Here is a 15,388-nt window from a genome sequence, read left to right as displayed (position 1 = left end):
ACGGTGGTGATCGCTGCTGTCAATGTCGTCTTGCCGTGGTCAACGTGTCCTATCGTACCTACGTTTACGTGCGGCTTCGTCCGCTCAAATTTACCTTTTGCCATTTCCGTTTCCTTTAATAATAGTGCTTATTTTTTGTTAATGATGGCTTCTGCCACGTTTCTTGGCGCCTCAGAATAGTGCTTGAATTCCATGCTGTAGCTTGCACGGCCTTGCGACAGTGAGCGCACCACAGTGGAGTAGCCGAACATTTCAGCCAAAGGAACTTCAGCACGAATCACCTTGCCACCAGCGTTATCTTCCATACCCTGGATCATGCCGCGACGCGAGGACAAGTCGCCCATCACATCACCCATGTATTCTTCAGGTGTCTCAACTTCAACTGCCATCATAGGCTCGAGCAGAATTGGATCCGCCTTGCGCATACCATCCTTGAACGCGATGGAAGCGGCCATCTTGAAGGCGTTTTCATTGGAGTCGACATCATGGTAGGAACCGTCAAACAAGGTTACCTTGACATCAACAACCGGGAAACCAGCCAAGATACCGGCAGGAATAGTTTCCTTCAGACCCTTGTCAACCGCAGGGATGAATTCGCGAGGCACGGTACCGCCCTTGATGGCATCCACAAACTCATAACCCTTGCCGGCTTCGTTAGGCTCCATCTTGATCCATACGTGACCGTACTGACCCTTACCACCAGACTGCTTAACAAACTTGCCTTCAACCTCAACAGCCTTCTTGATCGCTTCACGATACGCCACTTGAGGAGCACCAACATTGGCCTCGACGTTGAATTCACGACGCATGCGGTCAACCAGGATTTCCAGGTGCAATTCACCCATACCGGAAATAATGGTCTGGTTGGTTTCTTCATCAGTGCGCACGCGGAAAGATGGATCTTCCTGCGCCAGGCGGTTCAGCGCGATACCCATCTTTTCCTGGTCTGCCTTGGTCTTAGGCTCAACAGCCACGTGGATCACAGGCTCAGGGAATATCATGCGCTCCAGAATGATCACATTATCAGGATCACACAGGGTATCGCCAGTTGTCGCTTCTTTCAGGCCTACGGCAGCAGCGATGTCGCCTGCGCGCACTTCCTTGATTTCCTCGCGCTGGTTGGCATGCATCTGCAAGATACGGCCAAGACGCTCCTTCTTGCCCTTGACCGAGTTATAAACGGTATCGCCGGAATTCACCACACCGGAGTAAACGCGGAAGAATATCAACTGACCAACAAACGGGTCAGTCATGATCTTGAATGCAAGCGCAGAGAACTTCTCGGCATCATCCGCCTTACGCTCTGCCTGGGTACCATTTTCCAGCTCACCGGTTACAGGCGGAATATCCACAGGCGACGGCAGAAAGTCGATCACTGCATCCAGCATACGCTGGACACCCTTGTTCTTGAACGCAGTACCGCACAGCATAGGCTGGATTTCGTTAGCGATGGTGCGATCACGCAGACCCTTGACGATTTCCTCTTCGCTCAACTCGCCGCTTTCGAGGTACTTATTCATCAGATCTTCACTGGCTTCAGCAGCCGCTTCGATCATGTTCTCGCGCCATTTGTTGCAAGTCTCGACCAGATCAGCAGGAATCTCCTGGTATTCAAACTTGGTACCCTGGCTGGCTTCATCCCAGACAATAGCCTTCATCTTCAAGAGATCGACTACGCCCTTGAATGTATCTTCAGCGCCGATAGGCACGACAACAGGCACAGGATTGGCCTTCAGGCGGGTCTTCAGCTGATCGTAAACCTTGAAGAAGTTCGCACCGGTACGGTCCATCTTGTTGATGAACGCCAGACGTGGCACCTTGTACTTGTTTGCTTGGCGCCAAACAGTTTCGGATTGGGGCTGAACACCACCTACCGCACAGTACACCATGCAAGCACCATCAAGCACACGCATGGAGCGCTCGACTTCAATCGTGAAGTCAACGTGCCCCGGGGTATCAATAATATTGATACGGTGCTCAGGATAGTTGCCCGCCATGCCCTTCCAGAAGGCAGTGGTAGCTGCGGAAGTAATGGTAATGCCGCGCTCTTGCTCCTGCTCCATCCAGTCCATGGTGGCTGCGCCGTCATGCACTTCACCGATCTTGTGGTTCACACCGGTATAAAAAAGAATACGCTCGGTTGTCGTTGTCTTACCAGCGTCAATATGCGCGCTGATACCAATGTTACGGTAGCGATTAATAGGGGTTTTACGAGCCACAGCGATTACCTTTTACTTGCTTATTTAGTTAAATGGCTTAGAAACGGAAATGCGAGAATGCCTTGTTGGCTTCTGCCATACGGTGCACTTCTTCACGTTTCTTCATGGCAGAACCACGACCTTCGGAGGCTTCAACCAGTTCGGCAGCCAGACGCAGGCCCATGGATTTTTCACCACGCTTGCGGGCAGCATCACGCAACCAGCGCATTGCCAAAGCATTGCGGCGTGCAGGGCGCACTTCAACAGGCACCTGGTAGTTAGCGCCACCAACACGGCGGCTCTTCACTTCCACGACAGGGCGCAGATTGCCAATTGCCAGCGTGAATACTTCCAGCGCATCCTTGCCGCTCTTAGTTGTGATTTGGTCAAATGCGCCGTACAGAATACGCTCTGCAACCGACTTCTTGCCGCCGGTCATCAGCACATTAACGAATTTTGAAACTTCCTGGCTACCGAACTTAGGGTCAGGCAGGATGTTACGCTTGGGAACTTCTCTACGTCTTGGCATGGCTTTCTCGATTCCTTAACTTTTAGCCGCTTGAGATCAAGCAGCCTTAGGGCGCTTAGCACCGTACTTGGAGCGGGCCTGCTTACGGTCTTTAACACCAGCAGTATCCAGGCTACCGCGCACCATGTGGTAACGCACACCCGGCAAATCCTTTACACGACCACCGCGCAACAGCACGACTGAGTGCTCCTGCAGGTTGTGGCCTTCACCGCCGATATAGCTAATCACTTCATAGCCATTGGTCAGGCGCACCTTGGCGACCTTACGCAAAGCGGAGTTAGGTTTTTTAGGAGTTGTGGTGTAAACACGAGTACATACACCACGTTTTTGTGGGCAGCTCTCAAGCGCTGGCACCTTGCTCTTGGCAACTACTTTTTGGCGCGGCTTGCGCACTAATTGATTGATGGTTGGCATAACCTTTAGCCTTTATATTTTAACCGCTAAAAATTACGGGATGGCAAAAGGCCATCCCGGAAAACTTAGCATTTTATTTAGCGTTCAATGTGTTGTCAAGCGACCTCAGGATTACCTGAGGTTTCCTCAACTTGCACATCTCCGGCTTCTTCGATAATTGCAGGCGCCGAATCCACACCTGCGGCATTGCGTTTACGAGTCTCGTGATAAGCAAGACCAGTACCTGCAGGGATCAGACGACCCACGATGACGTTCTCCTTGAGGCCGCGCAGTTCATCACGCTTGCCAAGGATAGCGGCTTCAGTCAACACGCGAGTTGTTTCCTGGAACGATGCCGCAGAGATGAAGGAGTCAGTAGACAGCGAAGCCTTGGTAATACCCAGCAATACATATTCAAAGCTGGACGGACGCTTGTCTTCTGCCAATACACGCTCATTCTCAGTCAGCACATCGGCACGCTCAACCTGTTCACCCAAGATGAAATTGGTATCGCCGGCATCGGTGATACGAACACGGCGCAGCATCTGACGTACGATGACTTCAATATGCTTGTCGTTGATCTTCACACCTTGCAGACGGTAAACGTCCTGTACTTCATCAATGATGTAACGCGCCAATGCCTCGCGACCTTGCAACCTCAGGATATCCTGAGGATCTGCCGGACCGTCTACGATGCTCTCACCCTTGGTCACCACCTGGCCGTCATGCGCCGTCACGTGCTTGTCCTTAGGAATCAGGAACTCATTGGACACACCGTCAAGGTCGGTAATGACCAGACGCTGCTTGCCCTTGGTATCCTTACCGAAGGAAATCGTGCCGGTGACTTCAGCCAGCAAGCCGGCATCCTTGGGCGAGCGCGCTTCAAACAGCTCAGCCACGCGCGGCAGACCCCCGGTAATATCACGAGTCTTGGAAGATTCCTGCGGGATACGTGCAAGCACTTCACCCACACCCACTTCCTGACCGTCCTTCACGGTAATGATGCAACCCAGCTGGAAGGTCACGCTGACAGAAGCCTCACCGCCAGCCACCTTGACTTCAGTACCATTGGCATCAAGCAATTTCACTTGTGGACGCAGTCCCTTGGACTGGCCAGCACGCTGTTTCGGATCGATAACCACCAGGGAGGACAAACCGGTGACTTCATCCACCTGCTTGGCAACTGTGACACCTTCTTCCACGTTCTCGAACTTCACGCGACCAGCGTACTCGGTAATGATCGGACGAGTATGCGGATCCCAGGTTGCCAGCGCCTGACCAGCCTTGACTTGCTTACCATCGGTAATCTGCAAGGTTGCACCATAAGGCACTTTGTGACGCTCGCGCTCACGGCCGTTTTCATCCTGGATGATCGCTTCACCGTTACGCGAAATCACCACCTGCTCATTGCGCGCATTGGTCACATAACGCATGGTAGAAGTGAAGTGCACAATACCATTAGACTTGCTCTCTACCTGGCTCACGGAAGCCGCACGCGACACCGCACCACCGATGTGGAAAGTACGCATGGTCAGCTGTGTACCAGGCTCACCGATGGACTGCGCAGCGATCACACCCACCGCCTCACCCATGTTGATGAGCTTGCCACGACCCAAGTCGCGACCATAGCACTTGGCGCAAATACCGTAACGTGTATCGCAGGTCAGCGCAGTACGCACTTTGACTTCATCGATACCCAGCGCATCGATCTGCTCTACTTCGTCCTCAGTCAGCAGGGTACCAGCAGGATAAACCACTTCCTGGCTTTCAGGATTCAGCACATCCAGCGCCGCAACACGGCCAAGGATACGATCATGCAACGGCTCGACCACTTCGCCACCCTTAACCAGGGCCTTGGTATACAAGCCTTCGGTCGTACCGCAATCACGCTCGGTCACTACCAGATCCTGTGTCACGTCGACCAGACGGCGAGTCAGGTAACCGGAGTTCGCAGTCTTCAGCGCGGTATCGGCAAGACCCTTACGCGCGCCGTGGGTTGAAATAAAGTATTGCAACACGTTCAAACCATCACGGAAGTTCGCGGTAATCGGCGTTTCAATAATCGAACCATCCGGCTTGGCCATCAGGCCACGCATACCAGCCAACTGCCGCACCTGCGCTGCGGAACCACGGGCACCGGAGTCAGCCATCATGTAAATCGCGTTGAAGGACTCTTGCTTGATCGTCTTGCCGTCTGCATCCTTGGCCACTTCGCCGTTGGCGTCGTAAACAGTTTCTTCGCGCAACTGCTTCATCATGGCGTCGGCAACCTTATCACCGGCGCGGCCCCAGATATCGACTACCTTGTTGTAGCGCTCGCCCTGAGTCACCAGACCAGAGACATATTGGTCTTCGATTTCCTTGACTTCGGCTTCGGCAGAAGCAATCAACTGCTCCTTCTCTGGCGGGACCAACATATCGTTGATGCTAATGGAAATACCGGCGCGGGTTGCGTAGGTATAGCCTGTGTACATGAGCTTGTCGGCGAAGATCACTGTCTCGCGGATGCCAACACGGCGGAAGCTCGCATTGATCAGCCTGGAGATTTCCTTTTTCTTCAATGCCTTGTCAATCACGCTGAATGGCAGGCCTGCAGGCAGGATTTCTGACAGCAACGCACGACCAACCGTGGTTTCATAGCGCGTAATCTTCTCGCGCTTCTGGCCATCAAGCTCTACATCGTATTCACGCAACCGCACTGTGATGCGGGCATGCAAATCGACGAGGCCGCTGTCATAGGCACGCTGCACTTCTGCAATATTGGCGAAACGCATATCCTCGCCACGGGCAGCCTTTTTCTCGCGCGTCATGTAGTACAGACCCAGAACGATATCCTGGGAAGGTACAATAATCGGCTCGCCGTTGGCTGGGGACAGCACGTTGTTGGACGCCAGCATCAGTGTGCGGGCTTCCATCTGCGCTTCCAGGCTCAATGGCACGTGAACCGCCATTTGGTCGCCGTCAAAGTCGGCGTTGAACGCAGCACAAACCAGCGGATGCAATTGAATGGCCTTGCCTTCAATCAGGGTCGGCTCAAAAGCCTGGATACCGAGGCGGTGCAATGTAGGCGCACGGTTCAGCAATACCGGATGCTCGCGGATCACGTCTTCGAGGATATCCCAGACTTCTGGTCCTTCCTCTTCCACCTTCTTCTTGGCAGCCTTGATGGTCGTTGCCAGGCCGAGCACTTCCAGCTTGTGGAAAATGAATGGCTTGAACAGTTCCAGCGCCATCTTCTTCGGCAGGCCGCACTGGTGCAGCTTGAGCTGAGGACCAACCACAATCACGGAACGGCCGGAGTAGTCGACGCGCTTACCCAGCAGGTTCTGACGGAAACGGCCGCCCTTACCCTTGATCATGTCAGCCAGGGACTTGAGCGGACGTTTGTTGGCACCAGTCATTACCTTGCCGCGGCGGCCATTGTCCAGCAGCGAGTCAACCGCTTCCTGCAACATGCGCTTTTCGTTGCGCACGATGATTTCAGGCGCCTTCAGTTCCAGCAAGCGCTTGAGACGGTTGTTACGGTTGATCACACGGCGATACAGGTCATTCAGGTCGGAAGTAGCGAAACGGCCACCATCCAACGGCACCAATGGACGCAGTTCCGGAGGCAGCACCGGCAGCACTTCCAGGATCATCCACTCAGGCTTGATGCCGGATTTCTGGAATGCTTCCAGCACCTTCAGGCGCTTGGCGATTTTCTTAATCTTGGCTTCAGAACCGGTTTCACCCAGCTCACGACGCAATTTTTCGATTTCGGTATGCACATCCATCGTACGCAGTAATTCGCGTACAGCCTCAGCGCCCATCACGGCGTTGAACTCGTCACCATACTCTTCTACCTTGGCCAGGTAGTCATCTTCCGTCAGCAACTGACCACGGGTCAGCGGCGTCATGCCTGGATCAATAACAATGTATGCCTCGAAGTAAAGCACGCGCTCGATATCACGCAAGGCAATATCCAGCACCATGCCCAAACGGCTAGGCAGGGACTTCAGGAACCAGATATGGGCAACCGGGCTGGCCAGTTCAATGTGCGCCATACGCTCGCGACGCACCTTGGACAAGGTCACTTCAACGCCGCACTTTTCGCAAATGACACCGCGATGCTTTAAGCGCTTGTACTTGCCGCACAAGCACTCATAGTCCTTGATCGGGCCAAAAATCTTGGCGCAGAACAGGCCATCGCGCTCAGGCTTGAACGTACGATAGTTGATGGTCTCAGGCTTCTTGACCTCACCGTAAGACCAGGAGCGAATCTTCTCAGGAGATGCCAAGGCAATCTTGATGGCATCAAACTCTTCTTCCTGAGTGACCTGCTTGAATAAATCTAATAGAGCTTTCACGCGCGTTTCTCCTTAGTTGCGGTCAAGATCAATATCGATTGCGAGCGAGCGGATTTCCTTCACCAACACGTTGAAGGATTCCGGCATGCCGGCGTCTATCTTGTGCTCGCCCTTGACGATGTTCTCGTAAACCTTGGTACGGCCGGATACGTCATCGGATTTGACCGTGAGCATTTCCTGCAAGGTGTAGGATGCACCGTAGGCTTCCAGCGCCCAGACTTCCATTTCACCAAAACGCTGACCGCCAAACTGGGCTTTACCGCCCAATGGCTGCTGGGTAACCAGCGAGTAAGGTCCGGTAGAACGAGCATGCATCTTGTCATCGACCAAGTGATGCAGCTTCAGCACATGCATATAGCCAACAGTGACCGGACGCTCAAAAGGCTCGCCAGAACGACCGTCAAACAACTTCACCTGGGTCTTGCCAGCAGCAAACTGCAGTTGCTGGGTACGTGGGTCATTATCAGGGAAGGCCAGATCCAGCATCGCGCGGATATCTGTTTCTGCCGCACCGTCAAATACCGGCGTTGCAAACGGCACACCATTTTGCAGGTTCTTGGCCAGATCAAACACCTCGACATCCGTCAACGACTTGATATCTTCGCTCTTGCCGCTGCTCTCGTTGTAGATCTGTTCCAGGAACTTGCGCACTTCAGCCGCCTTGGCTTGCTGCTGCAACATGGCGTTGATACGGATACCAAGCCCCTTGGCAGCCCAGCCCAAGTGCACTTCCAGAATCTGACCGATGTTCATCCGTGAAGGCACGCCCAGCGGGTTCAATACGATGTCCATCGGCGTACCGTCTGCCATGTGCGGCATATCTTCAATCGGCACAATCTTGGAGACCACACCCTTGTTACCGTGACGGCCGGCCATCTTGTCGCCAGGCTGGATACGACGCTTGACAGCCAGGTAGACCTTGACCATCTTCTGTACGCCAGGCGGCAATTCATCGCCTTGGGTCAGCTTGCGCTTCTTCTCTTCGAACTTGTTGTCAAACTCGATACGTGCCTGGGACAGGCTGTCGCGCAACTGTTCAAGCTGACGCGCAGCATCTTCATCGCTCAGGCGAATGTCGAACCAATCGTAACGCGCCAAACCTTCAAGATACTCAGCTGAAACAGCCTCGCCCTTCTTCAGCTTTTGCGGGCCACCAGTAGCGATCTTGCCTTCGATCAGGCGACGGATACGACCGAATGCATCGTCTTCGACGATACGCATCTGGTCAGCCAAGTCCTGCTTGTAGTTACCCAGCTGGTCGTCAATGATCTGCTGTGCACGTGCATCACGCTCAATACCTTCGCGTGTGAACACTTGCACATCAATCACGGTACCGGACATACCGGAAGGCACGCGCAGGGAAGTATCCTTAACGTCGGAAGCCTTTTCACCAAAAATGGCGCGCAGCAGCTTTTCTTCTGGCGTCAGCTGGGTTTCACCCTTAGGCGTTACCTTGCCGACCAGCACATCGCCCGCTTCAACTTCAGCACCGATATAGATAATGCCTGAGTCATCCAGACGGCCCAGCATACGCTCGGACAGGTTGGAGATATCCCGGGTGATTTCTTCCGCACCCAGCTTGGTATCACGGGCAACAACCGATAACTCTTCAATATGGATGGAGGTGTAACGGTCATCCGCTACCACACGCTCCGATATAAGGATAGAGTCCTCAAAGTTGTAACCGTTCCATGGCATAAATGCCACGAGCATGTTTTGACCCAGCGCAAGTTCACCCATGTCAGTGGATGCACCGTCGGCAATTACATCGCCACGCGCCAATACATCGCCGATATTCACCAGCGGACGCTGGTTGATATTGGTGTTCTGGTTGGAACGGGTGTACTTGATCAGGTTGTAGATATCCACACCGACTTCACCGGCTGCCGCTTCCTCATCATGCACACGCACCACAATACGGCTGGAATCCACATAGTCCACAATACCGCCACGGCGGGCAGTAACGACAGTACCCGAGTCAACCGCTACCGTACGCTCGATGCCGGTACCGACCACGGCTTTTTCAGCACGCAGACATGGCACGGCTTGACGTTGCATGTTGGCACCCATCAGGGCACGGTTCGCATCGTCGTGCTCGAGGAACGGAATCAAGGATGCCGCAACGGACACGATCTGGCCTGGCGCCACGTCCATGTACTGGACGCGATCAGGTTGCGCCATGGTGAATTCGTTGTGGTAACGCGCAGAAATCAGTTCTTCCTTGAACTGCCCCTTGCTATCCAGCTCGGAGTTCGCCTGGGCGATCATGTACTGGCTTTCCTCAATCGCGGAAAGGAAGTCGATAGTCGCACTCACCTTATTGTCTTCAACACGGCGATAAGGAGTTTCCAGGAAGCCGTACTGATTGGTGCGGGAATACAGCGCCAATGAGTTAATCAGACCGATGTTTGGGCCTTCAGGCGTTTCAATCGGACAGACACGGCCATAGTGTGTGGAATGAACGTCACGCACCTCGAAACCGGCACGTTCGCGCGTCAGGCCGCCAGGGCCAAGGGCTGAAACACGACGCTTGTGCGTGATTTCAGACAATGGGTTGGTCTGGTCCATGAACTGTGACAATTGTGAAGAACCAAAGAACTCACGAATCGCACTGGAAACAGGCTTGGCGTTGATCAGGTCATGCGGCATCAGGTTATCGGATTCCGCTTGGCTCAAACGCTCCTTGACCGCACGCTCAACACGCACCAGGCCGGCACGGAACTGGTTTTCGGCCAGTTCGCCTACGGAACGGATACGGCGGTTACCCAAGTGATCGATATCGTCGATTTCGCCGCGACCATTGCGCAACTCAATCAATACCGCGATCACAGCCAGGATATCGTCATTAGCCAGGATGCCGGCGCCTTCAGCGCCTTGCGGGCCAACCTTCTCATAGAAACGGCGCAACCATGCGGCTGTACGCTCTTCAATTTTTTCAGGGAAGGCACGGCGGTTGAACTTCATGCGGCCTACGGCCGAAAGATCATAACGATCTTCATTGAAGAACAGGCCTTCGAACAATGCCTGTACCGCATCTTCGGTTGGCGGCTCGCCAGGGCGCATCATGCGATAGATCGCTACGCGTGCACTGTACTCATCCTGGATTTCATCAACACGCAATGTTTGAGAAATATAGTCGCCATGATCGAGATCATTTGCGTACAAAGTCGTGATTTTAGTCACTTCGGCTTCACGCAACTTCTCGAGCACAGATTCAGTAATTTCGTCATTGGCATTGGCCACCACTTCGCCAGTGGACTTATCGACCACGGTAGCGGACAGCGAACGTCCGAGCAGGAATTCTTCTGGCACCGTAATCTTGCTGATCCCGGCTTTTTCCATTTCGCGGATATGCTTGACGGTGATGCGCTTATCCTTGGCTACGATGGCATTGCCATCCTTGTCCAGGATATCGAATTTTGCAATTTCACCACGCAGGCGCTCTGGCACCAATTCGAACTGGATACCCTTCTTGGCGATGTGGAAGGTATCGACATCGTAGAATGTCTCGAGTATCTGCTCTGGCGAATAACCCAGCGCCTTGAGCAGGATAGTGACCGGCATCTTGCGGCGGCGGTCAACTCGGAAATACAGGTAGTCCTTGGGGTCAAACTCAAAGTCCAACCAGGAACCACGGTAAGGAATGATACGCGCAGAGAACAACAGCTTGCCCGAGCTGTGTGTCTTGCCCCTGTCATGCTCAAAGAATACACCAGGACTACGGTGCAACTGGGAAACAATGACACGCTCAGTACCGTTGATCACGAAAGAGCCGTTTTCAGTCATCAAGGGCAGTTCGCCCATGTAGACTTCCTGCTCTTTCACTTCCTTGACAGTAGGCTTGGAAGCCTCTTTGTCCATGATGGTCAGGCGCACCTTGACACGCAGGGGTGCTGCGTAAGTCAAGCCGCGCTGCTGACATTCCTTGACGTCGAACGGCTCTTGGCCAAGGTTGTAGCTGACAAAATCCAGTCGTGCATTGCCGGAATGGCTGACGATAGGAAAGACCGAACTGAACGCTGCCTGCAGACCAGCATCTTTACGCTTGTCGGCATGAATATCGGCTTGTAAAAAGGCCGCGTAGGATTCCAATTGCATGGCGAGCAGGTAAGGAACTTCCTGCACACTTTCACGTTTGGCAAAACTTTTACGCAGACGTTTCTTTTCGGTAAAGGAATAGCTCATAGCATCTCCTGAGGATAGAGGGCAGAAGACAGCAGACCAAAAGAACTGCTGTCTTCTAACTTCTTAAAATGGTGAAGGCTGACAGTTTCCTGTCAGCCCATACACCATGTTTTACAACGGTATTACTTAACTTCAACCTTAGCGCCAGCTTCTTCCAGCTTCTTAGCAGCAGCTTCAGCATCAGCCTTGGAAACGCCTTCCTTAACGGCCTTAGGAGCAGCGTCAACCAGATCCTTGGCTTCCTTCAGACCGAGGGAAGTCAGTTCACGAACAGCCTTAATAACGTTTACCTTGTTATCGCCAGCGGAAGTCAGAACTACGTCGAACTCTGTCTTCTCAGCAGCGGCTGCACCAGCGTCGCCACCAGCTGCGGGAGCAGCTACTGCAACAGCAGCTGCAGCTGCGGATACGCCAAACTTTTCTTCCAGGTCCTTGATCAGTTCGGACAGTTCCAGAACTGTCAGGGAAGCGATAGCGTCAAGAATTTCTGCTTTAGATAATGCCATTTGTTAATACTCCTGATAAATATGATATTGATTAGGCTGCTTGCTTTTGATCGCGCACTGCAGCAAGACCACGTGCAAACTTTGTAGGTACTTCGTTAAGCGTACGTACAAATGTTGCAACTGGAGCCTGCATAGTGCCGAGCAACTTGGCCAGCAACTCTTCGCGGCTTGGCAAGGTAGCAAGCGCTTGAACGCCCTTGGCATCAAGCACCTTGCCTGGCAATGCGCCAGCCTTGATGACGAACTTGTCGTTGGACTTGGCAAAACTGTTCAATACTTTTGCCGCAGCTACTGGATCGGTAGAAATACCGAATACCAATGGGCCAACCATGTCGCTCGCCAGCGCAGAGAACTGGGTGCCGTCAACAGCGCGACGCACCAGCGTATTCTTCAGAACACGCAGGTAAACACCCGATTTTCTGGCTTCAGCGCGCAACTTGGTCAAGTCGCCCACTTCGATGCCGCGATACTCAGCAAGAACAATTGACTGGGCCTGCGCGACTTGCTCGCTAACCTCAGCAACTACTGCCTTTTTCTGCTCAAGATTAAGACTCAAGGTCTTCTCCTTCCGTTAATTAAGCATTTACAGAAATCTGTAAACACCTTCCCACGGCGACCTTTCATCAGGAATATCAAATATCCTGTTCCGGGCTGCGCCATCTGCGTTGGATTCGGCTAGAGTTCGGCCTCAATTAAACCCTTCCGGGCTCCTACGGTCTTTGATAACCCCGCAATCGAAACTGCGGGCCCAAAGTTCTTTTTTGTGCCGATGAATCATCGGCACCAATCAATTTAAGCCAGGTTAGCCTGATCAACACGCACACCAGCACCCATCGTGCTGGATACGGATACCTTCTTCAGGTACACGCCCTTGGATGAAGCAGGCTTTGCCTTGTTCAGCGCGTCAACCAATGCAGCCAGGTTTTCCTTCAATGCATCAACATTGAAAGAAGCACGGCCGATAGTGCAATGCACGATGCCACCCTTGTCGGTACGGTACTGCACTTGACCAGCCTTGGCATTCTTCACCGCAGTAGTCACGTCAGGCGTCACGGTGCCAACCTTGGGGTTAGGCATCAGGCCACGGGGGCCAAGCACCTGGCCCAGAGTACCGACAATACGCATCGCGTCTGGCGTTGCAATCGCAACGTCAAAGTCAAGAAAACCACCCTTGACTTGCTCGGCCAGATCTTCAAAACCGACAATATCCGCACCGGCAGCCTTGGCAGCCTCGGCAGCAGCACCTTGAGCAAACACGGCAATACGCTTCGTCTTGCCAGTACCGTGCGGCAATACCAAAGCGCCACGCACCAACTGGTCAGACTTACGTGCATCAATACCCAGGTTGATCACTGCATCAACAGACTCATCAAACTTGGCAGTCGCAGTTTCCTTGACCAGGGTCAAAGCCTCAGCAACTGGATATACCTTGTTACGGTCAACCTTGGCACGCAAGGCATCAATACGCTTAGAAACCTTAGCCATTTATACACCCTCCACTTCAATACCCATGCTACGTGCGCTACCAGCAATGGTACGCACGGCAGCATCCAGATCAGCAGCTGTCAAATCAGGTGCCTTGGTCTTGGCGATTTCCTCAGCTTGTGCACGAGTGATCTTGCCAACCTTGTCTGTATGTGGACGGGGAGAGCCCTTGTCAATCTTTGCTGCCTTCTTGATCAGGATAGTCGCCGGAGGCGTCTTCATGATGAAGGTGAAGCTCTTGTCTGCAAAAGCCGTAATCACGACTGGAATTGGCAGGCCTGGCTCCAAACTCTGCGTAGCTGCATTGAAAGCTTTACAGAATTCCATAATATTCAGACCGCGCTGACCCAGTGCCGGGCCAACCGGAGGACTTGGATTGGCTTTACCTGCAGGAATCTGCAGCTTGATATAGCCGATAACTTTCTTTGCCATCTTGAACTCCTAATATGGGTGCTAGCGCTTGATATCAAGCTCCCCAGTTTAGATATGCAGTGCTTTGCACTGCGCTTATCGCACCCGCTTATGCCGGAATGCGCAAAGCCGTACCCTGCCAAACGGCAGGGCACAGCCCGAATACTTTAAACCTCTTTTTCAACCTGACTAAAGTCAAGCTCTACCGGGGTCGCACGACCAAAAATCACCACGGAAACACGCAGCTTGCTCTTTTCATAGTTGATATCTTCAACACTGCCAGAGAAGTCCTTAAACGGACCATCGATAACACGTACAGACTCGCCTTTTTCGAAAGTGAGCTTCTGCGTTGGGTTACTCTTGCTTTCATCCATGCGCTGCAGGATGATTTCAACTTCTTTGTCCTTGATCGGCGTAGGCTTTTGAGCAGTACCACCAATAAAAGCAGTGACACGCGGCGTGCTTTTCACCAAATGCCAGCTTTCATCACTCATCTGCATTTGCACTAAGACATAACCGGGATATAACTTGCGCTCAGTGATGCTCTTGACGCCATTCTTCATCTCAACCACTTCTTCAACCGGCACCAAAATATCACCAAACAAGTCGCCGATATCAGAACGCGAGATGCGCTCCTCCAAACCCTTCTTGACGGATTTTTCAAACCCGGAAAAAGCCTGTACTGCATACCACCGCATATTACTCATTAAGCGCCTCTCCCCATCAACTGCTTCACAGCCCACATGAAGCCAACATCAACTATCCAGAGGAAAATAGCCATCACAATCACCAACCCAAACACTGCAGCAGTCGTTTGTATGGTTTCCTTGCGGCTAGGCCAGACAACCTTACGAGTTTCAACCACAGCCTCACGCGCAAACGAAAAAGCGTCTTGCCCGGTTACGGTTGTCTTCAACACCAGCAGCGCAAAAACAATCCCTGCCAAGAAGGCCAGAATACGCACTACCAGCGCCTGATCAGCCAGCAAATAAAAGCCGGCAACACCAGCGGCAACAAGCAGCAGGGCGATTACCAGCTTAATTTTTTCGGTCATATTTTGCACTTAATATAATGGCAGGCCAGGAGGGCCTCGAACCCCCAACCCTCGGTTTTGGAGACCGATACTCTGCCAATTGAGCTACTGGCCTAAAAGCTTTTTTAATAACACACAAAGGCTGCACACCTAGTACAGCCTTTGGCATTTGCGAGTAATTACTCAATAATCTTAGCGACGACGCCGGCACCCACGGTACGGCCACCTTCGCGAATCGCGAAGCGCAGGCCTTCTTCCATGGCGATCGGGGCAATCAGGGCAACGGTGATGGAGACGTTGTC

General features: G+C 52.9%; 13 protein-coding genes and 1 tRNA gene. All 14 read right to left on the bottom strand.

The annotated features are described in order from the left end of the window. A partial coding sequence (locus LG198_RS11055) for a GTP-binding protein (protein WP_032127001.1) occupies positions 1–104 on the bottom strand: 104 nt, incomplete at its 3' end. Between the two features lie 24 nt (positions 105–128). Further along, on the bottom strand, positions 129–2,219 hold the full coding sequence (fusA, locus tag LG198_RS11050; protein WP_230343242.1) for an elongation factor G: 2,091 nt from the start codon (positions 2,217–2,219) through the stop codon (positions 129–131). A 37-nt stretch (positions 2,220–2,256) separates the two neighbouring features. Continuing rightward, positions 2,257–2,727 carry a 30S ribosomal protein S7 gene (rpsG, locus tag LG198_RS11045; RefSeq protein WP_025873094.1) on the bottom strand — a complete coding sequence of 157 codons (471 nt, stop codon included), beginning with the start codon at positions 2,725–2,727 and terminating at the stop codon, positions 2,257–2,259. Between the two features lie 36 nt (positions 2,728–2,763). Continuing rightward, positions 2,764–3,141 (bottom strand): 30S ribosomal protein S12, encoded by a 378-nt coding sequence (gene rpsL / locus LG198_RS11040; RefSeq protein ID WP_011478642.1) that lies wholly within the window; start codon positions 3,139–3,141, stop codon positions 2,764–2,766. A gap of 95 nt (positions 3,142–3,236) precedes the next feature. Further along, positions 3,237–7,466: a DNA-directed RNA polymerase subunit beta' gene (gene rpoC, locus LG198_RS11035; protein ID WP_230343241.1), complete on the bottom strand. Its 4,230-nt coding sequence runs from the start codon at positions 7,464–7,466 to the stop codon at positions 3,237–3,239. Positions 7,467–7,478: 12 nt separating this feature from the next. Next, positions 7,479–11,651 (bottom strand): DNA-directed RNA polymerase subunit beta, encoded by a 4,173-nt coding sequence (gene rpoB, locus LG198_RS11030; RefSeq protein WP_230343240.1) that lies wholly within the window; start codon positions 11,649–11,651, stop codon positions 7,479–7,481. 122 nt (positions 11,652–11,773) lie between these two features. Next, on the bottom strand, positions 11,774–12,157 hold the full coding sequence (gene rplL, locus LG198_RS11025; RefSeq protein ID WP_226757345.1) for a 50S ribosomal protein L7/L12: 384 nt from the start codon (positions 12,155–12,157) through the stop codon (positions 11,774–11,776). A 31-nt stretch (positions 12,158–12,188) separates the two neighbouring features. Continuing rightward, complete coding sequence (gene rplJ / locus LG198_RS11020; protein WP_230343239.1) at positions 12,189–12,713, bottom strand: 50S ribosomal protein L10; 525 nt, start codon at positions 12,711–12,713, stop codon at positions 12,189–12,191. Between the two features lie 236 nt (positions 12,714–12,949). Further along, positions 12,950–13,642, bottom strand: coding sequence for a 50S ribosomal protein L1 (gene rplA / locus LG198_RS11015; protein WP_230343238.1), 693 nt, complete (start codon positions 13,640–13,642; stop codon positions 12,950–12,952). Next, on the bottom strand, positions 13,643–14,074 hold the full coding sequence (gene rplK / locus LG198_RS11010) for a 50S ribosomal protein L11 (protein ID WP_226757342.1): 432 nt from the start codon (positions 14,072–14,074) through the stop codon (positions 13,643–13,645). A 146-nt stretch (positions 14,075–14,220) separates the two neighbouring features. Continuing rightward, on the bottom strand, positions 14,221–14,760 hold the full coding sequence (nusG, locus tag LG198_RS11005) for a transcription termination/antitermination protein NusG (protein WP_230343237.1): 540 nt from the start codon (positions 14,758–14,760) through the stop codon (positions 14,221–14,223). After that, entirely contained in the window at positions 14,760–15,107 is a 348-nt protein-coding gene (gene secE, locus LG198_RS11000; protein ID WP_230343236.1) for a preprotein translocase subunit SecE, read from the bottom strand. Before secE ends, nusG begins: the two co-directional genes overlap by 1 nt. Before the next feature lie 18 nt (positions 15,108–15,125). After that, positions 15,126–15,201, bottom strand: a tRNA-Trp gene (locus tag LG198_RS10995). A 64-nt stretch (positions 15,202–15,265) separates the two neighbouring features. After that, positions 15,266–15,388, bottom strand: a 123-nt coding sequence (locus LG198_RS10990) for an EF-Tu C-terminal domain-related protein (RefSeq protein WP_456085633.1), incomplete at its 5' end; no start/stop codon positions are given.

It is taken from the genome of Methylobacillus arboreus (assembly GCF_020532725.1).
GTDB classification, from domain to species: domain Bacteria; phylum Pseudomonadota; class Gammaproteobacteria; order Burkholderiales; family Methylophilaceae; genus Methylobacillus; species Methylobacillus arboreus.
The sequence above is the reverse complement of the archived record's forward strand: the minus strand, read 5'-3'. Positions and strand labels throughout refer to the sequence as shown.

Coding starts and splice junctions, on each gene's coding strand:
- secE (WP_230343236.1), bottom strand. CDS start 15,107: ATGACCGAAAAAATTAAGCTGGTAATCGCCCTGCTGCTTGTTGCCGCT.
- nusG (WP_230343237.1), bottom strand. CDS start 14,760: ATGAGTAATATGCGGTGGTATGCAGTACAGGCTTTTTCCGGGTTTGAA.
- rpoB (WP_230343240.1), bottom strand. CDS start 11,651: ATGAGCTATTCCTTTACCGAAAAGAAACGTCTGCGTAAAAGTTTTGCC.
- rpsL (WP_011478642.1), bottom strand. CDS start 3,141: ATGCCAACCATCAATCAATTAGTGCGCAAGCCGCGCCAAAAAGTAGTT.
- rplK (WP_226757342.1), bottom strand. CDS start 14,074: ATGGCAAAGAAAGTTATCGGCTATATCAAGCTGCAGATTCCTGCAGGT.
- rplA (WP_230343238.1), bottom strand. CDS start 13,642: ATGGCTAAGGTTTCTAAGCGTATTGATGCCTTGCGTGCCAAGGTTGAC.
- rpsG (WP_025873094.1), bottom strand. CDS start 2,727: ATGCCAAGACGTAGAGAAGTTCCCAAGCGTAACATCCTGCCTGACCCT.
- rplL (WP_226757345.1), bottom strand. CDS start 12,157: ATGGCATTATCTAAAGCAGAAATTCTTGACGCTATCGCTTCCCTGACA.